The organism is Paenarthrobacter ilicis (assembly GCF_016907545.1).
Taxonomy (GTDB): domain Bacteria; phylum Actinomycetota; class Actinomycetes; order Actinomycetales; family Micrococcaceae; genus Arthrobacter; species Arthrobacter ilicis.
Genome location: NZ_JAFBCD010000001.1, coordinates 1,823,330 through 1,844,127, shown reverse-complemented (window position 1 = coordinate 1,844,127; position 20,798 = coordinate 1,823,330). Strand labels below are relative to the sequence as shown.

At 63.6% G+C, this 20,798-nt stretch carries 18 protein-coding genes and 1 riboswitch; of the genes, 8 read left to right on the top strand and 10 right to left on the bottom strand.

The window, feature by feature from the left end; translation table 11 throughout:
* Positions 1-30 precede the first annotated feature (30 nt).
* The 4 genes from JOE60_RS08420 (at position 31) to JOE60_RS08405 (ending at position 3,352) form a co-directional block, all read left to right on the top strand.
* Entirely contained in the window at positions 31-753 is a 723-nt protein-coding gene (locus JOE60_RS08420; RefSeq protein ID WP_167266959.1) for an SDR family oxidoreductase, read from the top strand.
* A gap of 13 nt (positions 754-766) precedes the next feature.
* Positions 767-1,765: an NADP-dependent oxidoreductase gene (locus JOE60_RS08415; RefSeq protein WP_167266961.1), complete on the top strand. Its 999-nt coding sequence runs from the start codon at positions 767-769 to the stop codon at positions 1,763-1,765.
* 48 nt (positions 1,766-1,813) lie between these two features.
* On the top strand, positions 1,814-2,680 hold the full coding sequence (locus tag JOE60_RS08410) for an alpha/beta fold hydrolase (RefSeq protein WP_167266963.1): 867 nt from the start codon (positions 1,814-1,816) through the stop codon (positions 2,678-2,680).
* 69 nt (positions 2,681-2,749) lie between these two features.
* Positions 2,750-3,352, top strand: a complete 603-nt coding sequence (locus JOE60_RS08405) for a TetR/AcrR family transcriptional regulator (RefSeq protein WP_167266965.1) — start codon at positions 2,750-2,752, stop codon at positions 3,350-3,352.
* Positions 3,353-3,436: 84 nt separating this feature from the next.
* Here the strand turns inward: JOE60_RS08405 and JOE60_RS08400 are convergent, their stop codons facing one another.
* Genes JOE60_RS08400 through JOE60_RS08375 form a run of 6 tightly spaced genes read right to left on the bottom strand, consistent with a single transcriptional unit; the run spans position 3,437 to position 11,227 of the window.
* Positions 3,437-5,116, bottom strand: a complete 1,680-nt coding sequence (locus tag JOE60_RS08400; RefSeq protein ID WP_167266968.1) for a dipeptide ABC transporter ATP-binding protein — start codon at positions 5,114-5,116, stop codon at positions 3,437-3,439.
* On the bottom strand, positions 5,113-6,066 hold the full coding sequence (locus JOE60_RS08395; protein ID WP_167266970.1) for an ABC transporter permease: 954 nt from the start codon (positions 6,064-6,066) through the stop codon (positions 5,113-5,115). Before JOE60_RS08395 ends, JOE60_RS08400 begins: the two co-directional genes overlap by 4 nt.
* Positions 6,067-6,076: 10 nt before the next feature.
* The gene (locus tag JOE60_RS08390; RefSeq protein WP_167266973.1) at positions 6,077-7,024 is read right to left on the bottom strand and encodes an ABC transporter permease; all 948 of its coding nucleotides are present in this window, start codon (positions 7,022-7,024) and stop codon (positions 6,077-6,079) included.
* 7 nt (positions 7,025-7,031) lie between these two features.
* Positions 7,032-8,669 (bottom strand): ABC transporter substrate-binding protein, encoded by a 1,638-nt coding sequence (locus JOE60_RS08385; RefSeq protein WP_167266975.1) that lies wholly within the window; start codon positions 8,667-8,669, stop codon positions 7,032-7,034.
* Entirely contained in the window at positions 8,666-10,081 is a 1,416-nt protein-coding gene (locus JOE60_RS08380) for an NtaA/DmoA family FMN-dependent monooxygenase (protein ID WP_167266977.1), read from the bottom strand. The genes JOE60_RS08385 and JOE60_RS08380 overlap by 4 nt, the downstream gene beginning before the upstream one ends.
* A 48-nt stretch (positions 10,082-10,129) precedes the next feature.
* Entirely contained in the window at positions 10,130-11,227 is a 1,098-nt protein-coding gene (locus tag JOE60_RS08375) for an LLM class flavin-dependent oxidoreductase (RefSeq protein ID WP_167266981.1), read from the bottom strand.
* A gap of 36 nt (positions 11,228-11,263) precedes the next feature.
* Positions 11,264-11,373: riboswitch (SAM riboswitch) on the bottom strand.
* A 222-nt stretch (positions 11,374-11,595) separates the two neighbouring features.
* On the opposite strand from JOE60_RS08375, the gene JOE60_RS08370 reads away from it, so the two are divergent.
* Together JOE60_RS08370 and JOE60_RS08365 are read left to right on the top strand one after the other, a co-directional pair.
* The gene (locus JOE60_RS08370) at positions 11,596-12,735 is read left to right on the top strand and encodes an LLM class flavin-dependent oxidoreductase (RefSeq protein ID WP_167266983.1); all 1,140 of its coding nucleotides are present in this window, start codon (positions 11,596-11,598) and stop codon (positions 12,733-12,735) included.
* A 41-nt stretch (positions 12,736-12,776) separates the two neighbouring features.
* On the top strand, positions 12,777-13,229 hold the full coding sequence (locus JOE60_RS08365) for a rhodanese-like domain-containing protein (protein WP_167266986.1): 453 nt from the start codon (positions 12,777-12,779) through the stop codon (positions 13,227-13,229).
* On the opposite strand, the gene JOE60_RS08360 is transcribed toward JOE60_RS08365, so the two are convergent.
* Positions 13,193-14,728: an MFS transporter gene (locus JOE60_RS08360; RefSeq protein ID WP_167266988.1), complete on the bottom strand. Its 1,536-nt coding sequence runs from the start codon at positions 14,726-14,728 to the stop codon at positions 13,193-13,195. The two genes, JOE60_RS08365 and JOE60_RS08360, sit on opposite strands and share 37 nt — an antisense overlap.
* Before the next feature lie 193 nt (positions 14,729-14,921).
* On the opposite strand from JOE60_RS08360, the gene JOE60_RS08355 reads away from it, so the two are divergent.
* Positions 14,922-16,295 (top strand): PLP-dependent cysteine synthase family protein, encoded by a 1,374-nt coding sequence (locus JOE60_RS08355; RefSeq protein ID WP_167266991.1) that lies wholly within the window; start codon positions 14,922-14,924, stop codon positions 16,293-16,295.
* A 450-nt stretch (positions 16,296-16,745) separates the two neighbouring features.
* Here JOE60_RS08355 and JOE60_RS08350 read toward each other — a convergent pair whose 3' ends face one another.
* From JOE60_RS08350 to JOE60_RS08340, 3 genes are read right to left on the bottom strand one after another with little or no spacing between them, the layout of a single operon-like run.
* Complete coding sequence (locus tag JOE60_RS08350; protein WP_167266993.1) at positions 16,746-17,906, bottom strand: LLM class flavin-dependent oxidoreductase; 1,161 nt, start codon at positions 17,904-17,906, stop codon at positions 16,746-16,748.
* Between the two features lie 18 nt (positions 17,907-17,924).
* Complete coding sequence (locus JOE60_RS08345) at positions 17,925-18,584, bottom strand: methionine ABC transporter permease (protein WP_011776065.1); 660 nt, start codon at positions 18,582-18,584, stop codon at positions 17,925-17,927.
* A gap of 2 nt (positions 18,585-18,586) precedes the next feature.
* A complete protein-coding gene (locus tag JOE60_RS08340; protein ID WP_167266995.1) occupies positions 18,587-19,690 on the bottom strand; it encodes an ATP-binding cassette domain-containing protein in 1,104 nt (367 codons plus the stop codon).
* Between the two features lie 220 nt (positions 19,691-19,910).
* On the opposite strand from JOE60_RS08340, the gene JOE60_RS08335 reads away from it, so the two are divergent.
* Complete coding sequence (locus JOE60_RS08335) at positions 19,911-20,795, top strand: MetQ/NlpA family ABC transporter substrate-binding protein (RefSeq protein WP_167266997.1); 885 nt, start codon at positions 19,911-19,913, stop codon at positions 20,793-20,795.
* Positions 20,796-20,798: the final 3 nt, after the last annotated feature.

Sequence of the window (20,798 nt, the reverse complement as noted above, 5' to 3'; positions counted from 1 at the left end):
GTCAAGAATCCTCGAAAGAAAGTTCGTGAAATGCCTTCACTCAATGGAGCAGTTGTCCTCGTTACCGGTGCCAACGGTGGAATCGGAACCCACTTCGTCCAGACGGCCTTGGCCCGGGGGGCCAGCAAGATCTATGCCACCGCGCGTACTCCGCGGACGTGGGAGGACGAGCGGATCATCCCGCTGACACTCGACATCACGGATCCGGCGTCAATACAGGCCGCTATCGCCGCCGCCGGCGACGTCACCGTCTTGATCAACAACGCTGGAGCGTCCGTGGCAACCCCAGGCATCCTGAGCCACACCGACGAAGAAATTCGGGCCAATGTGGAGACAAACTTCCTTGGCCCGCTCTTTTTGGCCCGTGCGTTCGCGCCGATCTTGTCAGCCAAGAAGGACTCCGCAATCGTCGACATCCATTCCGCCATGAGTTGGTACGCCGTGGGCGGAATCTACAGCGCCACCAAGGCCGCCCTCTGGTCAGCCACCAACTCACTGCGTCTGGAACTCGCCCCCGAGGGCGTCCATGTGGTGGGCGTTCACGTGGGCTACGTCGACACAGCGATGGCGGCACATACCACCGATCCCAAGATGGACCCGGCCGAGCTTGTTGCCACGGTGCTGGATGCCGTGGAGGCCGGTGAGTACGAGGTTCTGGCCGACGAGACATCGGTACAACTCAAGGCCGGCCTCAGCGCCCCGATCGAGGCGCTCTATCCCCAGCTTGCGGCCGGCAAGTCCATTCAGGCTTAAGGGGCAGCAGGCTATGCAAGCATTCGTCATCACCAAGTACGGTCAACCACTGCGTGCTGCGGAGGTGGCTGAACCTGTCACCGGGGATCGGGATGTGCTGGTGCAAGTCCACACAGCCGGACTGAACCAGCTGGACGAGAAAATCCGCCTGGGCGAGTTCAGGCAGATCCTTCCTTACAAGCTTCCCTTGATCCTCGGCAACGACGTAGCCGGTACGGTATTGAGCGTCGGGAAAGAAGTAACAGGGTTCAAACCCGGCGACGAAGTCTGCGCCCGCCCCGACCAGGGCCGCATTGGCACTTTCGCTGAACGTATTGCCATTGCAGAGGAAGACGTGGCGCTCAAACCCTTGTCGGCCAGCATGGAAGAGGCCGGCTCGCTGCCTCTTGTGGCCTTGACTGCCTGGCAGGCTCTTGTCGAACAGGGCAACGTGCGCCCCGGGCAGAAAGTTCTCATCCATGCCGGCGCTGGCGGGGTGGGTTCCATCGCCATCCAGCTCGCCAAACATCTCGGGGCCACCGTAGCAACCACCGCCAGCAGCTCCAACACCGGCTTCGTTCGGGAACTCGGCGCCGACGTCGTGATCGACTACCGCACCCAGGACTTCGGGCAGCTACTGAGCGGGTACGACCTGGTCCTCGATAGCCTCGGAGGGGAAACCCTGCAGAAATCCCTGCGCATCCTCAAACCCGGCGGGAAAGCGATCGGGATCGCAGGCCCGCCCGATCCAGCCTTCGCCCGCCGAGCCGGCCTCAACCCCATCGTGCGCCTGGCAATCACTGGCCTCAGCGGCAAGATCCGGAAGCAAGCCAGAAAACTTGGCGTCAGCTACGAATTCCTCTTCATGCGCGCCAGTGGAGACCAGCTTCGCCGGATCACCGCCTTGGTTGACGCCGGAGCAGTGCGCCCGATCGTCGGAAAGTCCTTCTCCTTTGACCAAGCTCCGGAAGCGCTGCAGTCCCTGGCCGCCGGAGGTTTCCGCGGAAAAGCAATTCTCTCCGTCACCCACTAAGCCCCCGCCACCCAGCTTCACCCCAGAAACCCAGGAGAACGTACCATCATGGAAAACGCCGAAACTCCCAATAATCCGGTCATCACGTCCTATGCAGTGGCGCCGACCCGTACCATTACCGCCGGCGGGGTCCGCTATGCGTACCGCGAACTGGGGCCCAAGGGCGGCATTCCCGTTGTTTTCTTCGTGCACCTGGCAGCCACCTTGGACAACTGGGATCCCAGGATCATCGATCCCATAGCGAAAAACCGCCATGTCATCACCTTCGATCAGCCGGGAGTCGGCACATCCAGTGGCCACGTGCCGAACACCATCGAAGCGATGGCTGACGACGCTTACACCTTCATCGAGGCTCTGGGGTTCGACAAGGTGGATATCTTCTCCTTCTCCCTCGGCGGCATGATCGCCCAGGACCTGGTCACCAAACACCCCACCCTGGTCCGCAACCTCGTGCTGACCGGAACTGGTCCCCGGGGCGGCAAGGACATCGACAAGGTGGTCGCTACCACCTACTGGGATATCCTCCGCGCTACCGTGACCAGGTCGGACCCCAAAGAGTTCCTGTTCTTCAACCGCAACACCAGCGGCAAAGCCGCTGCGAAAGGCTTCATCAAACGCCTCGAGGAACGCACCGGGGACCGCGACAAGCCAATCAGCATCCGCGCATTCCGGACGCAACTGAAAGCAATCCGGAAATACGGCCGATCCGCCCCTTCCGACCTCTCCAAACTCACCCAACCCACGCTCATCGCCAACGGTGACAACGACCGCATGGTCCCCTCCACATTGTCCGAAGACCTGCACCGACGCATCAACGGATCCCAACTCCTCATCTACCCCGATTCCGGCCACGGCGGTATCTTCCAGAACCACGCAACGTTTGCACCCGCCGTCGTGGACTTCCTGGCTCCCTGACCACCAGCGCACCAACCGCTATCCTTATACTCACTATTGAGTTCAGTCAGTTTGATTCCGGAGAAACCCATGCCTGTCACATCCAAGCCGCCGGGCCGGCGGGAACGGAACAAGCAGGAGAAACTGGACCGCATCACGGCTGCAGCCAGCGAGCTGTTCGCAGAATACGGGGTGGAAGACGTCACCACCCAACAGATCGCGGACAAAGCAGACATCGGCGCCGGAACGCTTTTCCTCTACGCCAAAACCAAGGGAGAACTCCTTCTCCTGGTCCAGAACACCCACTACGCAGAAGCCCTGGAAAAGGGCCGGGCAGCCGCTGAAACCCTTCCGGGCGCCTTGGACGCAGTGATGGCAATAGTGCGGCCTGTGGTGGAATGCAATCGAAAACAGATTGACAACGGACGCTTCTATCTGCGGGAAATGGTCTTTGGCGACCCAACGGAACCACACCACGGCGAGGCCCTCACAATCGTGGCACAGACCGAGGAAGCGATCACCGGCATCCTGGCCCGGGGTAATCCAGCGGATGCGGTGAACGCGGCGACGACGGCCCGTATTGTCTCGGCCATCATGTTTGTGAGCATGGCGGCAAGTGTCAACGCCGGATTGGATATCGATGCGGTAGTACAGGACATCAAGGCACAGATCAGCGTCCTCATACGCCGCTAACCCACAGGTGATCGTCGTCCGCCCACCAGAACCCCTCAGATGGTGGGGAGCGCCTGGCGAAGTTGGGCGACGATCGCACCCTACCTAGGTTGCCACCCTGGTGGGACCCGAATCCACCATCGCACCAGTCCGGCCGGGAATGGCTGAAATGAGGGCCTTCGTGTATTCCCCGGCAGGGTTGACCAAGACGTCCCGTGTACCGCCGATTTCCACCAACCTGCCGGCCTGCATGACGGCCACGCGGTCGGAGATTTGCTGCACCACGGCGAGGTCATGCGAGATGAAGAGGTAGCTCAACGACTCCTGAACCTGCAATTCAGCCAACAGCGTCAGGATCTGCGCCTGCACGGAAACATCCAGTGCCGACACCGCTTCGTCCAGCACCACGAGTTTGGGTTTCAGCGCCAACGCCCGGGCGATGGCGATACGTTGCCGCTGCCCACCCGAGAGTGCAGCCGGACGGCGCGTCCCGTAGTCCGCGGGAAGGTGAACCTCCTCAAGCAGAGCCTTCACCCGGCTCTTTCGTTCAGCCGGAGTGCCTTCCGCGAAGGCCCGGAGCGGCTCGGCGATGATGTCCTCCACAGAGAACCTCGGATCCAGCGATGCATAAGGACTCTGGAACACCACTTGGAACCGACGTCGGAGTTGGCGCAGCCTCTCCCCTTTCGCGCTGGCGAGGTCCACGCCGTCGAACGTCACTGAACCCGAGGTTGGCTTGTCCAACCTCAGCAACAAGCGGGCAACTGTGCTCTTTCCGGAGCCGGACTCTCCCACCAACGCCAACGTCTCACCGCGCCGGATGTCCAACGAAACGTCGTCGACGGCGGTCAGCGACCTTGCGCCGCCGGCTGTCCGGGGCAGGGTGAACACCTTCCTCAGGGACTTGGCCTCCACAAGAGGAGAAACGTGGACAGCGCCACCACCCGTCGTCGTGCTTGGGTTCTGGACCGAAAGCGATGGCCGCAACCTGCGCGGGCTGAGTCCCGGAGCCGCCGCAATGAGTTGCTGCGTGTAGCTGTGCTGCGGGTTGCCCAGCACATCGGCGGCGGACCCTTCCTCCACAATCTCGCCGCCGCGCATCACGATGATCCGGTCGGCACGGTCAGCTGCGACGCCGAGGTCGTGCGTGATCAGCAGGACGGCGGTCCCCCGCTCCGCGGTCAGGGCAGCAATGTTGTCCAGGATCTGCCGCTGGACCGTCACGTCAAGAGCACTGGTGGGCTCATCCGCAATGACCAGTTTGGGCTGGGCAGCAAGCGCTGTAGCGATGAGTACACGTTGCCGCATGCCACCGGAAAACTGATGGGGAAACTGGCGCGCCCTGGAGGAAGCGTCGCGGATCCCGGACTCCTCCAGCAACCTGACCGCACTTTGCCGTGCAGCCCTTTTGGGCTGAAGCCGGTGAATGGTGAGCGCTTCCGCCACCTGATCGCCCACCCGTTGGAGGGGATCCAACGACGCCGTAGGGTCTTGCGGAATCAGCCCAATTTCTTTGCCGCGCACCCCCTGCCACTCCTTGCGCGTCAACTGCGTCAGGTCAGTACCGTCGAAGGTCACGCTGCCGGAGGTAACCCGGGCGTTTCCGGGGAGCAAGTTGATGATGGACTGGGCAGTGGTGGTCTTCCCGGAACCGGATTCGCCAACGATCGCCACCACCTCACCGGGATGAACCTCAAAGCTGACACCCGCCACCGCGTTGCGCGGCGATCCGTTCACCAGATAGTCAATGCGGAGATTCTCAACCCTTAGTAGTGCAGAGCTCATCGCCCGTTCCTTTCAGAGTCTTGGAAAGCATGCGAAATACGGTTGGTGGACAGCACGACGGCGGCAATCACCACGCCCGGCAACGTCACCAGCCACCACGCAGCCACCAGGTAGTCGCGGCCTCCGGCCACCAGTGAACCCCATTCCGCGGAGGGCGGTGGCGCGCCGAACCCGAGGAAGCTCAGCGATGAAATCGACAGGACTGCCATGCCGAACTCCAACGCGGACAAGGCAAGAACCGGGCCGGCAGCGTTGGGGAGGACATGTCGGAGCAAAATTGAGTGCCACCGGACTCCCGAGGACCGCGCCGCCTCAACGTACACAGCAGTGCTCACCCGGAGGGTTTCAGCCCGCATGATCCGGGCGAAGTTGGCCACACTGGCGATGCCCACCGCGATGGCGATGTTGATGGTTCCGAAGCCGAGCACCGTGATGAGCGCCAAGGAAAGCAACAAACTGGGAATGGCCAGCAGGACATCCATGACGCGCATGATGGCGTCATCCACCCACCCCCTGATGGAGCCGGCCAGCAAGCCAAGTGCCGACCCCGCAACCAGGCCGACGGCAACGGCCACAGCCGTAGCAGCCAAGGACGTTGCCGAGCCGTGGACCACCCGTGAGAACAGGTCGCGACCCAGGCTGTCCGTTCCGAACCAGTGTTCCGCGGATGGTGGTTTGAGCCGCGACGACGGAACACCCGTGTCCGGAGGCCACTGGGTAAAGGCCTGGGGAACCAACGCCCACAGGATCACCAAAGCAAGGACCAGCACGGACAGCACCAAGCCGGGCTTGGCCAGGAACCTTCGGGCGCCAGCCCATAGGGAACCAGCCCATCTAGCTGAAGCCTGGTGGTCGGCCGGCGGGACGGGAACTGCCGCCTCGGGTGCGGCGGCCGAGTGCCCAGCCGCAGGGTCTACGGAGTGCGTCTCCCTCACAAGTTGCTGCGTCATGATGGCCCTCCTAGACCTTGGCCCCGCGCGCTGTGTTGATACGCGGGTCCACGAGCGGATAAATCAGGTCAACGATCAAGCTGGTGATCACAAAGATGGCGGCGGCCAGGACCACCAGGGTCTGAACTACCGGGATGTCCCTGCTGTTGACGGCCGTGACAGTGAGCCGCCCGATGCCTGCACGGGAGAACACTGTTTCGCTCACCACTGCCCCGGCCAGTAGGTTTCCCACCAGGATTCCGAGCATGGTGAGCGTGGGAATGGCTGCGTTCCTGAGGGCATGGCCAAAGTTGATCAGTGCTTCGCTGGCTCCCTTGGCCCGGATCTGTTCGATGTACGGTTCGCCCAATGTCTGACGCAAGCTGCGCGTCAACAGCTGGGCGATCACCGCTGAGGTGGGTATGGCCAGAGTCAGGGCTGGAAGCACGAGGCTCTGGCCGCCGTCGTTCCCTATCGCGGGAAACAAGCGCAAGCGGAACGAGAAGAACTGCAGCAGCAGGAGGCCGATCCAGAAGGTGGGCACCGCGATGCCCAAGGGCGGCAGGGAGGAGAAGGCCTGGCGGATCCAGCGGTTGCGGCTGAACGCCGCAACCACTGCCAGGGCGCTGCCCAGGAGCACCGCGAGTGCGAATCCCGCTACAGCCAACTTGATGGTCTCCGGCAAGACTTCCGCCACAGTCTGGGTCGCAGGGACACCGTTCTTGATGGACAGTCCGAAGTCCAGCTGGAGCGCCTTGACCAGGGCAATAAAGTATTGCTCGTAAAGAGGCCTGTCCAATCCGTACTCGGCGCGGAGTTTCTCCACGAGAGCCGGATCCACTGCGTTCTGTTCGTCGCCGCTGGCCATGATGCTCACGGCGTCGCCGGGCAGCAAGTACAGGATCAGGAAGGACACTGTGTAGGCGGCCCAGAGGACGAACGCGCCCTGCAGCAACCGTTGGCCGATGTAGCGGATCATGGGATTCCTACTTGCTCAGCCAGGCGTCGTAGAAGTCCAGGCGGCTGGAAGCTTCGAAAGTGAGGCCCTTGACTTTGTCGCTGGCGGAAATGGTGGTGGACAGCTCATACAGCGGGATGGAGTGGGCGTCCTTAATCAGGATTTCCTGTGCTTCGTCCACCAGTTTCTGGCGTGCGTCCTTGTCCAGTGCCGCGGCCTGCTCGCCCAGGACATCGTCCACGGGCAGCTTCTCGCGGAGGTTGCTTCCGCCACGGGCTGTGGTGGAGGCGAAAACGGTGCGCAGGACGTCCGGGTCGCTGCGGGTCAGGTTGCCGTAGGAGAAGTCATAGGTCTTGTCAGCCTGGGCAGCCGTCACGTCCGCGATGGTGGTGAACTTCAGTTGCAGGTCCACGCCAATCACTTTGAGTTGCTGCTGCACGAGCTCCAGTACTTCCTTGGGTGACTGCCAGTAAGTGACCTTGAAGGACAGTTTCTCGCCGTTCTTCTCACGGACCCCATCCTTGCCAACCTTCCAGCCGGCATCGTCCAGGAGCTTCTTGGCGCCATCGGGATCATTCTTCAGCAGCTCGCTGTAGTCCTTGAAGTACGGCGTGGTGTGGGAGAGGACGCCCTTGGCCGGCTGGTCCGCTTCGGTCAGCAAGGTCTTGGTAATTTCCTCACGGTTGATGGCCTTGGAGATGGCCTGTCGGACGGCAGTTTCCTTGAGCTTGGGGTTGGACTGGTTGGCGTACAGGTTGTAGACCACACCCGGGTTGGCGCGTGTTTCGTTCCAGAAGCCGTTGCCGTTGAACAGGCTGATGTCAGCCGCGGAGATCGCCGCCGTGGCATCGATCTGACCGGACTGAAGGCTGCCCGTGCGGTTCCCTGCCTCGGGAATGATCTTGAACGTCACAGTCTCCAGGTAGGCCTCGCCCTTGTTGCTGTTGGTGGCGGCGGGCCAGTTGTAACCGGCCCGCCGTTCCAGGACAGCTTCCTTGTCCACGGTGTAGCTCTTCACGCTGAACGGGCCGGAGCCGGAGAACTTCCCGGCGCAACGGTCCGCCTCGGAGAGCGTGGCAGATGCCGGGGACAACAGGCCGAGGGTGAACGTGGACGTCGCCTGGAGGAACTGCGCGTTCGGCTTGGAGAAGTCCACCACCACTGTCTGCGGATCCTTCACGGTGATGGCGCTGACATCGCTCAGGTAGGTGGAGCCCAGGGTCGCTTTGGCACCGAGCGCCTTGATGGCCTCGAAGTTCGTCTTCACCGAGGCAGCATCAATCGCGGTCCCATCTGCGAACGTCGCACCGTTGCGGAGGGTGAACGTGAAGCTGGTGGCGTTGGTGTTGGTTTCGAACTTCTCCGCGAGCCACGGAACGATCTCTCCCGTCGTCGGATCCTGCGACGTCAACGACGCCACGGTCTGGCGGGCAATCGCGATCGCATCGTTGTTGCCCACCTGCTGCGGGTCAATGCAGCCGCGGTCAACGGACACCGCGAAGTTCAGGTTGCCACCGGAGACCGGGGTGGCGTCGGCACTCTGCTGGGTGCCGGCGTCGGCCCCTCCAGCGCAGGCTGAGGCCAGGAGCGCAAAGGCTCCCAGGACGGAGACGACGGCGGCTGGTTTCCGCAGCTTGCGCGCTGCGGTTGGGGTGGGGACGCTCATGCGACTTCTTCGCTTTCAGTGAGTTGGGTGCTGGTGAGGGATCCCCGGCGGGTCAGCGGGGCGCGGAGGCCGAGGTTTTCGCGGAGGTTGGTGCCTTCGTATTCGGTGCGGTAGACACCGCGGTCCTGCAGGCGGGGAACCAGTTCGTTGACGATGTCATCCAGCCCGCCAGGGACAATCCACGGGGTGATGTTGAAGCCGTCAACGGCACCGGTGTGGGCGTACTCGGCGAGTTTGTCCGCAATATCGTCGTAGGAACCCACAAGGCCGCGGCCATTGAGCCGGGAACGTGCAGCAACGAACTGGCGGATCGACTGGCCGTTTTCCTTGGCGTCCGCGCGCCACTGGGCGGCGAGGTCTTTGGCGCTTTTCCCGTGGAAGGCGTTGCCGCGAGTGGGGTTGGTGAGGTCCACAATGGGGTCGATATCCGGCAGCGGACCGTCGGGGTCGTATTCGGTGAGGGTGCGTCCCCAGAACTGTTCCAAGTAGGCGATTGCGGTTTCCGGACCCACTTGCAGCGAGCGGACCCACTGGTGCTTTTCTTCCGCTTCAGCAGCTGTGGCACCGAGGATGAACTCCTGGCCGGGGAAAATTTTCACGTCATCTGCCGGACGCCCGGCCTTGAGGGTGCGGGCCACGATGTCGTCGCGGAATTTCTTGGCATCCTCCAATTCGGGGTGTGCCGAGAAGATCACGTCGGCGTTCCGCACGGCGAAGTCACGGCCGTCCGGCGAGTCCCCTGCCTGGAACAAAACAGGGTGCTGCTGGCTGGAGCGCGGAAGGCTGCCGGTGATGTCGACGTCGAAACTCTCGTCCTGGCGCTTGACTGTGGTGATGGCGTCCTCGCGGAGCCAGCGTGGATCATTCCGGGACCCGGCGATTGCGCCGTCAGCCCAGGAATCCCAGATGGCTTTTGCTGTCTGAACGAACGCTTCGGCCCGGACGTAGCGGTCCTCGTGCTTGAGGAACCCGCCGCGCCTGAAGTTGGCACCGGTCCATGCGTTGTCCGTGGTGACGATGTTCCATGCCGCACGGCCGCCGGACAGCAGGTCCAGACTGGCCAAGCGGTGGGCGAGGTCCGCGGGATCGTTATACGTGGTGTTCTGCGTCGCCACCAAACCGATGTTGGTGGTGATGGCTGCGAGAGCGGCGAGGGCGGTCTGCGCGTCGGGACGGCCCACGACATCCAGATCGTGGATCTTTCCAAGGTGTTCCCGGAGGCGGAGTCCCTCTCCGAGGAAGAAGGCGGAGAAGAGGCCGCGTTCAGCTGTCTGGGCGACCCGGCGGAATGATTCGAAGTCCGTTTGCGAGCCGCTTTGTGCGTCCTTCCATACGGTGGTGTGGTTGACGCCTTGGAAGAAGACACCGAATTGAATCTGGCCGTTGCCTGCGATGCGGTGATGGTTGGTCATGGTTCTGCTCTCTGAATGTGGCTCTTGGGAGTGTGGTCTGGGCGCAGCTCAGGCCGCGGCGAAGCGGTTCACGGGACGGGGAAGTCCGAAGCTTTCCCGCAACGTGCTTCCCGGGGCCGGCGCTACCACCAGCCCGGTGCGGCGCAGTGCGGGGAGCACCTTGTTGGCCAATTCGGGGAGGTCCACATCCAGGACCGCTGGTTTGAGGCGGACGCCGTCGGCTGCTGCGAACAGCGTGGTGAGCAGTTCCACCAGCCCTTCGGCGCTGCCCACGTAGCGGGCTCCGCCTGTCCATTCCTCGTACGAGTCCAGTTCGGCCAGACGGCCCGCGGCTGCCTGTCCACGGGAATCGAGGATGACGTCCAGCTCCACCAGGGTCCTCGGCGCACCCGCGGCAGCTGCTGCCTGGGCTGCTTGCGGGAGGGCGTCCGTGGTGGCTGCCGAGACCAAGGCAACGTCAGCTTCGACGGCGGGAATCAGCTCGGCGGGCGCGAACACCACTACCTGCCCTTGGAGTGGGCGCGGGATGATGGACGGTCCCTTGACGGAGAAGCGCTCACCCTCAAAGTCGGCGTAGTGCAGCTTGTCCCGGTCCACGTATCGGCCGGTGGCGACGTCACGGATCACGGCGTCGTCTTCCCAGGAGTCCCAGAGCCGGCGGCTGGCTTGGACCACATCTGCGGCTTCGCTGACTGCCTCGCCTTCCGGCAACTGACTACGGCCAACAGAACGGGCCTCGGCACGGAGGTTGTCCGCGTTGACCAGCCAACCCGCCCTCCCCAAGGAGGAGTAGTCCAGGCTGGCCAGCTGCGTGGCTACATGGAACGGCTCGGTGAAGAGCGTTCCGGCTTCGGGGACCAGGCCGATGGAGCGGGTGATGGGTGCCGCGAAAGCTGCCCGCTGGATCGCGTCGATCCGTCCGGCGATTCCAGTGGATTCGGTGTCCACCACGCGGGTGTCCTTGAAGGTTGCTACGTGGAAACCGGCGATGTCCGCTGCCTGGACAGTTTCACGGATCCGTTGGCCCCCCAAGAGCGCCTGCGGATCATGGTGGGCCTTGCGCCACGCAGCTGGGTGGGCGCCGCCGCCGTCGAGCTCCAACGCGATGACGCGGGAGCGGAATTCGGGTACAGGAGTGGAAGGCATGATTCTCTCTTTCAGAGGCCGCACAGCGGCCGGGACGACATTCACTTGCCGCAGATGCGGCCTGGTCTGTTTCCGGAGCACCCCGCCACGTAATGCCTGAGGGTTGCCGCAGCACGAGCCGGTCCTTGGCGTGCTGACTCTTGACCTGAACTTGAATCTAGGAGGCTGTCCAAGGAATGTACAAACCGCTGGACTTGCGGCGTCAAGGCGGGAAATACCACGTCAAAGGGCTGCTGGAATCGTCATTTTCGGGTTTTGGAAGGGTCGGTTGTGACGGCCCGTTTCGCCGGATTTCGCTGGATTTACTCCGGTTGAGCGGGGTGACGGATCGGCTTTGGCCTCTGCGCGGGGCTCCGTAGTGTCGTGCCATGCCGAAGCCTCCAGTTACTCCCCTGTCCGTCCTTGACCTGAGCCCGGTATCGGCCGGTCAGACTCCCGGCGATGCCCTGCGGAGCACCCTTGCCCTTGCCGCCGCTGCCGAGGCTTCCGGCTACTCGCGGTATTGGCTGGCCGAGCACCACCTCAACACCGGCGTTGCCGGGTCAGCCCCGCACATTCTGGCCGGGTTGGTTGCCTCCGCCACCAAGACCATCAGGGTGGGGACCGCTGCCACTCTGCTGGGGAACTACCGTCCCCTTCAGATTGCGGAGAGCATTGGAACACTGGCCGCCGTGTTCCCGGACCGCGTGGACTTGGGCTTTGGCCGCTCCGGCCCGCCCAAATCCCCCAGCGATCCGGCTCCGGGAGTGGTACCCGCTGACTCTTCGGAGCCCACCGATCGAGTGGTTGACGGACTGCTGATCCCCGCGCCGCGCCCCATCTTCGGCGCTGTCCTGCCCAGGAAGTTCCGGCTGCAGGGTGAACTGCTGGGCCGCTTCCCCGGGGACACGGACAACTTCGAGAACGACATCCAGGACATCATCGGATTTTTCACCGGCGAGTACAGGACCAAACACGGCGAGGAAGTCACGGCTACACCCGCCCTCGGCCAAGCGCCGCAGTTCTGGGTCCACGGCTCAACAGCCGGACCCAGTGCACGGTTGGCCGGCAAGTTGGGCCTCCCCTTCGGCGCGAACTACCACGTGGCACCGGCGGGGGTTCTGGACTCCATCGCCGAGTACAGGGCTCACTTCGAACCCTCCGCGGCTTTGCCGGAACCGCATGTGATCGTCTCTGCGGACGTGCTGGTGGCTCCGGACGAACGCCAGGCCCAGCGCCTGGCCCGCGGCTACGCCCAGTGGGTTTACGGGATCCGCAGCGGCCAGGGTGCCATCCCGTACCCGTCACCGGAGGATGCGCTGGAGCTTTTCTTGGACGCCGAAGCCGGGGAGCTCATCAAGGATCGCCTGGACACACGGTTCGTGGGTGACCCCCACCAGGTCAGCGAAGGACTCCGCACTTTGCAGCGGGCCACGGGTGCCCAGGAACTTCTCATCACCACCATTGCCCATGATCCCGCCGACCGGCAGAACTCCTACCAGCTGCTGGCCGAGGTATGGGGTCTCTAGCTTTTCCGATTTTCCAACCACCACCTATATAAGGGAGCACCATGTCCATCGAAACCACAGTCCGGGAACCCGTCCAGGACACCCAGCTGATCACCGCCGATGCCGCCGCCAAGCTCATCGAAGAAGGCGCCCTGCTGATCGATGTCCGCAGCGAAGGCGGCCGCGCCAGCACCGGCGCAGTCCCCGGCGCTGTGGTGGTGAACCGCGAGCACGTGGAGGAGGACTTCAGCCTTGAATCCGCCCACCGGCTGCCCCAGGTCACCGGCAAGGACCAGAAGATCGTGGTGTTCTGCGGCTCTGTAAACGGTTCACGACCCGTCGCGCAGAAGCTCCAGGTTCTCGGCTACGCCAACGCTGTCCACGTGGACGGCGGCTTCCCGGCCCTCCGCAACGCCGGCGTCCCCACCACCGGACCCACCGCACCGCCCGTCGAAACGGCACCGCCCGCCGCCACTACTCAGGCGTCCAACGAATCGGTGACTTCCGAACGCTGAGTACCTGCCGCCGTCGGGCCTTCCGGCGCCAGCACCACCGCCGTCGTCGCGGCTTCCCTCCCGGAAGTCACGACGACGGCACTCGTCTTTGTGCGGTCCCGCGCCTCGCGCAGCCAGTCGATTCCGCCGGCGAGCAAGGCGACACCCAGCAAGATGCAGCACATGACGATGCCTTGGTGGAAGGCGTTCTTGGAAGCTTGGCCGGTGGCCGCGCCCTGTGCTTGAAGGAACATTCCGGCTGCCGCGGCTGAGCAAAGCGCGGCAGCGAACCGCTGGCTGAGTTGGTAGAACCCTGCGGCCACTCCGGCGGCGCCCACGGGCGCATGGGCGAGGGTGAGTGTCTGGTTCGGTGCAACCACCAGGCCTGTTGCCACACCTTGGAGAAGCCCGACGGCGGCAACCGCAAGGGCCGCTTTTCCGCCGTCGAGCCCCTGCACAAAAAGGTCCTTGGCAATCAGGCAGGCCAGACTGCCGAGAAGCGCGTAGACGATCCCGGCCCGCCCGTACCGGGCCACGAAACGCCAACTGAAACTGGACGCCAGCAGCATGCCGGCGGCTTGCGGCGCAAGGATCGCTGCGGCAGCCAAGGGAGCCATCCCGGTTCCGGAGAGGAAATAGAAGGCGGTCACGGCCGCCATTCCGGCACCGACGCCAAACTGGCAGAGTGCCACCACTGTGCCCAGTGCGTAACCCTTGGATTTCGCCAGCGATGCACTGAGCAACGGGGTTCGGCCACGCCGGTGGTACAGGATCTCCCAGCCGGCGAAGGCGAGGAGCGCACCGGCACCGACAGCCAGCGACGTCACAGCAATGGTGCCGGCGCCGTAGATGGTGGGAATGAGTGATGCCACCACCACTCCGCCCAGCAGCAGCGCGCCCAAGATGTCGATGGACGGCTTGGCGTTTCCGGGGTGTTTGCCTGCCGGCCGCGGGATGAGCCGGAAAGCAAGTGGCACCAGGATCAGCACCAAGGGAACGTTCGCCAGGAACAGGATCCGCCATCCGATCGCGGGGTCGCCCAGTGAGAGGACGAGCCCCCCGATCAGTGGTCCGCATACTGCAGCGGAACCACCCGCGGCGGCGTAGGCGCCCAAGGCCTTCGCGCGGTCGTGTCCCTGATAGATGTCCTGCAGGAGTCCGAGAACCTGCGGATTCAGTGTGCCCGCGCCGAGTCCTTGGAGCAGCCTGGCAATGATGACCAGCGAGGGGTCGGTGGCCAGTCCACCCACCAGGCTGGATGCCCCGAAAACGGCAATACCGGCGATGAAAAGCGTGCGCCTCCCGACGATGTCGCCCAGCCTGCCGGCGGGAACCAATGCGACGCCGAACGCCAGCGAGTAGCTCGCCAGGATCCACTGCACGGACCCGGAGTCGGCGTGGAGGGAAGCTGACATCGCGGGAACGGCCAGGACGAACATGGACTGGTCCAGCAGCGTGATGAATCCGGCACCCAGGCAAAGCCAGAGGGCGGAACGTTTAGCGTGATTTCCGTGGCCCATGATTGTGGACTCTAGGCGGGTTGTCCCGGGGGCCGGGCATCGCGAGACACCCGGTTAAGGGGCGTTAATCCGGGTTACCGCAGGTGACTTGTTTATGACCCTTTGGTTCGTGTTCGCCGACGATGCAGTCACGGAACGACGCGGCGGGAAACGCTTTTTTATGGGGCGATGGCCACGTCCTAGCGTGGGCCGCATGACCGTGTATGAATCAGTCCTGGAGGCAATCGGCGGCACTCCCCTGCTTCGGCTGAAGCGCCTGGGCGAAGGTGTCCGGCCCCGTATTTACGCGAAACTCGAGTTCCAAAACATTGGCGGGAGCGTGAAGGACCGGGCAGCACTTTCCATGATCCGCGCCGCAGAACGGGCCGGTTTGTTAACGCCCGGCGGGACCGTGGTGGAAGGAACCAGCGGCAACACCGGCATCGGCCTGAGCTTGGTGGCCGCGCAACTGGGGTATCGCTCGGTGATCTTCGCTCCGGCGGCCACGGCTGCGGAAAAAATCCGCCTCTTGTATGCTTTCGGAGCCGAGGTCCATCTGGTGGCCGATTTCGTTCCGCGCTCCGATCCCGGCCACCTGGCCAATCGGGCCGCGGCCTTCGCTGCCTCCACTCCCGGGGCCTGGCTCGCGCTGCAGTACGACAACCCGGCCAACCCTGCGGCGCATTGGGAAGGTACCGGTCCGGAGATCTGGGCCGACACCGCGGGGTCGGTTACCCACTTTGTGGCCAGCGTCGGGGCCGGCGGAACCATCAGCGGAACCGGCCGGTATTTGAAGCAGGTCAGCGACGGACTAGTGCAGGTCATCGCCGCTGACCCCGAGCACTCGCGCTACGGCGGTGGCAACGGTTCGCTCAAATACACGGAGGGCGCCGGCCATCCCCTCCACCCTGCATCCACGGAGGACATCTGGCCCGAGGCGTTCGACACCGCGCTGGTGGACAAATACATCAGCGTCAGCGATCGCGACGCCATTTTCACCGCCCGCCGTGCAGCCCGCGAAGAAGGACTCCTCATCGGTGCCACCGGCGGGACCGCCCTGGCAGCAGCCCTGAACCTCGCCGAAACCTTGGACGAGGAGCACACCATCGTGGTGGTCCTGCCGGACTCAGGCCGGAACTACCTCTCCACCTACTTCGACGACCACTGGCTCACCTCGCTCGGCTTTCTGGAACCCACGACGCCGGAAGGAACCATCCGTTCGCTTCTCACCGCTGCGCCTGCCGGGGTCCATCTGGTGGCGAGTGGCCTGACTGCGGCGGAGGCCGTCGTCGAACTTCACTCCCGGGGAGTGGCGCCGAACGAGCCGGTGTTCCTTGTCCTGGACCGGGGCCAGAGCTTCGGGACGGTTCACCCCCGCGAAGTAGTGGGAGTGGTGACCCTTCGTTCACTGGCTGATGTTGAGCCTGCCTCGCCGGCGGTCACCGCTGGTATCCCGTACCGTACGGTTGCCGCGGGACTGCCAGCATCGGAGGCTGGAGCCGCCGCGCACCCAGAAACCGGTGCTGGTGCGACCCCGGAGGGCATCGCGGTTCTGGTGGACGGCCGAATCTCCGCCACCATCCCCTAACCCCGACGCTCTCTCACATCCCACACCAATCAACCAAACCCTCTCTCACATCCCACCCCCTTCAACCAAACCCTCTCTCACATCGAGAATGACGAAAGCATCGGGGGGACTGTTCGCTTATCGGTGGATCCGGCTGTCGACTGGGAATGCCGGGTGGCATGGCGACTGAAAGGAAGGCGGGACATGAGAGAGCGACCGCGGGAAGCACGCGGGACGTGAGAGAGCGACCGCGGGAAGCACGCGGGACGTGAGAGAGCGACCGCGGGAAGCACGAGGGACGTGAGAGAGCGACCGCGGGAAGCACGAGGGACGTGAGAGAGCGTTCACAGGAAGCACGAGGGACGTGAGAGAGCGACCGCGGGAAGCACGAGGGACGTGAGAGAGCGACCGCGGGAAGCACGAGGGACGTGAGAGAGCGACCGCGGGAAGCACGAGGGATGTGAGAGAGGGTCAGGAAGCGTCAGCCAGGACCCGTGCCCGGGCCGCGGCTTGGCCCGCCCGGAGTTCCTCGGCGGTGCGGCCCTGCTCGCGATGCGCCACCTCCTGCTTCAGCTGCGGAATGACGTGCTGGCCAAACTCCAGTGCATCCGGGACGAAGTCGTAACCGCGGAGGCCGAAAATCTCGAACCCGAGGTCGTGATAGTCCAGGATCGCCTGAGTGACGGTGTCGTAGGAGCCGACCAACGCCGTCGCGCTTCCTCCACCGCCACCCGCGGCTTTGGCGAGGGCCGTCCAGAGGGCGCGGTCGTGGAGGTCGCCACGTTCCGCGGCGGCCAGAAGCCGTTGGGTGCCGGCTGCTTCGGCCTTGACCGTGTAGTGACGCACAGGATCAATGACTTCACCAGCAGACCGTCGGGCCTCAAACGTTCCAAGGATGGCGTGCGCTTTCTCCCACGCGAGCTCATCAGTCGCTGCAACAATGGGCCGAAACGCGATCTGCCAGCGCAACGGCTCAGTCCGCCCAACAGCAGCAGCCCGCGCGAGGATCTGCTGTTGCTGCGACGCGGCGTCGGCCAGCGGCTCACCAAACAAGGCATAGATGTCCGCCTCGGCGGCGCCCACAGACCACGCAGCCTCGGAGGACCCGCCAAAGGAGATGCCCGGACGCTTGCCGGCAAAGGGCCCCACCCCCGATGCGAAATCCGAGAAGCGGTAGTGCTCGCTGTCCCAACTGAACGACTCCCCCGACCATGCCCGCCGAACGATCTGCATGTACTCCTGCGTCCGTCCATACCGCGCATCCTTCGCCAGGAAATCGCCCTCGCGGGCCTGGTCGGCTTGGCTTCCGCCGGTGATGAAGTGCACGGTCAGCCGACCTTGCGCGATGTGGTCCAGCGTCAGGAAGGACCGGGCGGCGAACGTCGGGTGGGAGACGTTGGGCCGGTGTGCCAATCGCAGCTGGATTCGCTCCGTGTTCGCAGCGACCCATGCCGCATGGACTGAGGGATCCTGCGTGGTGGAGTTGTAGGCAAAAAGTACGTGGTCCCAGTTGTTGTCCTCGTGGATCCGCGCAATCCTGGCGGCGTACGCAGGATCGAAGAAGGGCGTGGTGGCAGGGGACGTCTCCGTGGAGTCGTTGCCGGCACCCATGCCGAGGAATTCGATAGGCATAATAATTCTCCGAAAGACTTAGCGGCGAAGGATGCGCTGGGCCAGGAAGTTACCCAACAACTGCGCGGCCTGGACCATGACGATGATGATCAGGACTGTCACCAGGGTGACTTCCCAGTTGAACTGCTGGTAGCCGTACATGATGGCGAAGTTTCCCAGTCCGCCGCCGCCGATGTACCCGGCCATGGCGGACATGTCCACGATCGCGATGATCATGAACGTATAGCCTAGGATCAGCGGTGCCAGCGACTCGGGAATCACCACGGACCACAGGATGTGCAGCCGGCTGTCACCCATGGCCCGGGCGGCCTCCACCACACCGGGATCGGACGCCACCAGGTTTTGCTCCACTACCCGCCCAATCACCACACCGGCCATCAGCGCCATGGGCAGGATCGCGGCAGTAGTGCCAATAGTGGTGCCCATGATGATCAAGGTCAGCGGCGCAATGGCCGTGATGAAGATGATGAACGGGATGGGCCGGATGATGTTCACCAGGAAGTTCAGGAACGAGAAGACGGCCTTATTGGCGAACAGGTTTCCGGGCCTGGTGGCGTAGAGGGTGACGCCCAACGCCAGTCCGGCGATGCCGCTGAGCAGGACGGTGATGACCACCATGTAGATGGTCTGTTGGAAGGATTCGCCCAGGACGGGCAGGAGGGTTGTCCAGTCGGTCATGGCTATTCTCCTGCGTTCGCGGGGACGGGAAGGTGCGGAACGGCACTATCGGCGGGGGCCGCCGTCGGGAATTGACGTTCGACGGCGGCAACGTCACCTAGCTCGGCGAGCGCGGCGTCAATCGCGGCATCGCTGCCTGTGAGCTCGTACGTGAGTGTGCCCAGGATCTTATTCTGGATCTCAGTGACGCCCCCGAACACCACACTGGATCCCACGCCGTGGCGCTCAAACGTGGCCGCCACGAGAGGCGTGGGCGCTGCCTCGGAGATGCCAATGGAGACAAGCTGGCCCGGGTGCGCGGCGGCGAGCCGGCTGACGGTGTCCGATCCCGGAGTGCCGTGGACGGCCGTGGAGACGAAACGCTGGGTGGAGTCACTCTGGGGGTCGGCGAACACGGAGTAGGTGGGTCCGGCTTCCACTACCCGGCCGGATTCCATCATCACTACCGTGTCGCAGATTTCGCGGACCACGTGCATCTCGTGGGTGATCACCACAACGGTGGTGCCGAGTTCCTTGTTGATGCGCCGGAGCAGGCGGAGGACGTCTCGGGTGGTTTCGGGGTCCAGGGCGCTGGTGGCTTCGTCGGCGAGGAGGATGTCCGGGGCGTTTGCCAGCGCACGGGCAATGCCCACGCGTTGCTGCTGTCCGCCGGAGAGCCGGCGAGGGTAGGAGCCTGCCTTGTCCGCGATGCCCACGAACTCAAGAAGCTCCTCCACGCGCGGCTTGATCTTGTCCTTAGGCCAGCCGGCCACCTTCAACGGATACGCGACGTTTCCGAAGACGGTGCGGGACTTCAGGAGGTTGAATTGTTGGAAGATCATGCCGATGCCGGCACGGACTGTGCGCAACTGGCCTTCGGGGAGCGAGGAGATGTTCTGGCCCTTGACGAAAACCTGGCCCTCGGTGGGACGTTCCAGGCCGTTGAGCAGGCGGACCAGCGTGGATTTTCCGGCACCGGAATATCCCACAATGCCTACTACCGTGCCCTCTTCAATGTCCAAGGTGACGTCATTGACGGCCTTCACTGCTTCGGCGCGTTGGCCGCGCTTGCTTCCTTGGACCGGGAACAGCTTGCTGACTCCGCGCAGGGAAACGATCGCGCTCACCGGAGCCTCCTTTGGGGTTGTTTGAATGCCCATTCCAACAGCGCGGAAGCCAGCCCATCGAACCCAATGACCCCCTGTGACCTGCGGTTTCTTCCCTTGACGGTGCGCGTCGGAGTGTTGCGGAGGCATTCGATTCAGACCATCCACCGTGCCTAGCGTGGGCCGGGGGAACACCCTGAACCTTCCATTCGCATCAAGACCCTTTGTTCGGAGAAGCATCATGAAGAACCGCCTGTTAGTCGCCGCCGTCGGCCTGATCGCCGCCCTATCGCTCTCGGCATGCGGGGGTGCGTCAAGTGGTTCCACAGCCTCTGGCAACACCAAGGTGGTCATCGGCGTCGACGATGGTGCCGAGGAACACTGGACCATCCTGAAGAACAAGCTGAAGGATCAGGGCATTGATCTCGAGGTTAAGAATTTCACCGATGGCGCACAGATCAACACGGCAACCCAGCAGGGCCAGGTGGACATCAATCTGTTCCAGCACCTGAAGTACCTGTCGCAATTTAACGTCAACAGCAACGGCACCCTGGTTCCGGTGGGCGCCACGGCCGTTTACCCGCTGGCGCTGTACTCGGAGAAGTTCAAGTCCGTGGAGGAGCTGCCAGCCGACGCTGAGGTTGCCATCCCCAACAACCCCACCAACCAGGCCCGTGCACTGTTGAACCTGCAGACCGCCGGCTTGCTGCAGCTCAAGGATGGCGGCAACTCCCTGTCCACCCCGGCTGAGATCACCTCGAGCAAGATCAAGGTTGTCCCGGTGGACAGCAACCAGACGGTTAATGCGCTCAAAGGAACAACTGACGCTGCCGTAGTCAACAACACGCAGGCACAGAAGGGCGGCCTGGGCGACGAGAAGATCATCTTCAAGGAAGACCTGAACTCGGAATCCCTGGCACCCTACATCAACGGCTTCGTGGTGAAAGCGGACCGTAAGGACGATCCCACGTGGAAGAAGATCGTGGATGCGTACCACTCCCCCGAGGTTGAATCCTCAGTGACCAAGCTGAACGACGGCAACCTTCAGTTCAAGGCTGACTGGACAGCAGCCAAGCTGCAGGAAGTCCTCACTGCCGAAGAAGCAGCCATCAAGAAGAGCAAGTAGCAC

Excerpts from the sequence above, each read along its gene's own strand:
- JOE60_RS08420 (WP_167266959.1), top strand. The coding sequence starts at position 31 with ATGCCTTCACTCAATGGAGCAGTTGTCCTCGTTACCGGTGCCAACGGT.
- JOE60_RS08415 (WP_167266961.1), top strand. The coding sequence starts at position 767 with ATGCAAGCATTCGTCATCACCAAGTACGGTCAACCACTGCGTGCTGCG.
- JOE60_RS08410 (WP_167266963.1), top strand. The coding sequence starts at position 1,814 with ATGGAAAACGCCGAAACTCCCAATAATCCGGTCATCACGTCCTATGCA.
- JOE60_RS08405 (WP_167266965.1), top strand. The coding sequence starts at position 2,750 with ATGCCTGTCACATCCAAGCCGCCGGGCCGGCGGGAACGGAACAAGCAG.
- JOE60_RS08400 (WP_167266968.1), bottom strand. The coding sequence starts at position 5,116 with ATGAGCTCTGCACTACTAAGGGTTGAGAATCTCCGCATTGACTATCTG.
- JOE60_RS08395 (WP_167266970.1), bottom strand. The coding sequence starts at position 6,066 with ATGACGCAGCAACTTGTGAGGGAGACGCACTCCGTAGACCCTGCGGCT.
- JOE60_RS08390 (WP_167266973.1), bottom strand. The coding sequence starts at position 7,024 with ATGATCCGCTACATCGGCCAACGGTTGCTGCAGGGCGCGTTCGTCCTC.
- JOE60_RS08385 (WP_167266975.1), bottom strand. The coding sequence starts at position 8,669 with ATGAGCGTCCCCACCCCAACCGCAGCGCGCAAGCTGCGGAAACCAGCC.
- JOE60_RS08380 (WP_167266977.1), bottom strand. The coding sequence starts at position 10,081 with ATGACCAACCATCACCGCATCGCAGGCAACGGCCAGATTCAATTCGGT.
- JOE60_RS08375 (WP_167266981.1), bottom strand. The coding sequence starts at position 11,227 with ATGCCTTCCACTCCTGTACCCGAATTCCGCTCCCGCGTCATCGCGTTG.
- JOE60_RS08370 (WP_167266983.1), top strand. The coding sequence starts at position 11,596 with ATGCCGAAGCCTCCAGTTACTCCCCTGTCCGTCCTTGACCTGAGCCCG.
- JOE60_RS08365 (WP_167266986.1), top strand. The coding sequence starts at position 12,777 with ATGTCCATCGAAACCACAGTCCGGGAACCCGTCCAGGACACCCAGCTG.
- JOE60_RS08360 (WP_167266988.1), bottom strand. The coding sequence starts at position 14,728 with ATGGGCCACGGAAATCACGCTAAACGTTCCGCCCTCTGGCTTTGCCTG.
- JOE60_RS08355 (WP_167266991.1), top strand. The coding sequence starts at position 14,922 with ATGACCGTGTATGAATCAGTCCTGGAGGCAATCGGCGGCACTCCCCTG.
- JOE60_RS08350 (WP_167266993.1), bottom strand. The coding sequence starts at position 17,906 with ATGCCTATCGAATTCCTCGGCATGGGTGCCGGCAACGACTCCACGGAG.
- JOE60_RS08345 (WP_011776065.1), bottom strand. The coding sequence starts at position 18,584 with ATGACCGACTGGACAACCCTCCTGCCCGTCCTGGGCGAATCCTTCCAA.
- JOE60_RS08335 (WP_167266997.1), top strand. The coding sequence starts at position 19,911 with ATGAAGAACCGCCTGTTAGTCGCCGCCGTCGGCCTGATCGCCGCCCTA.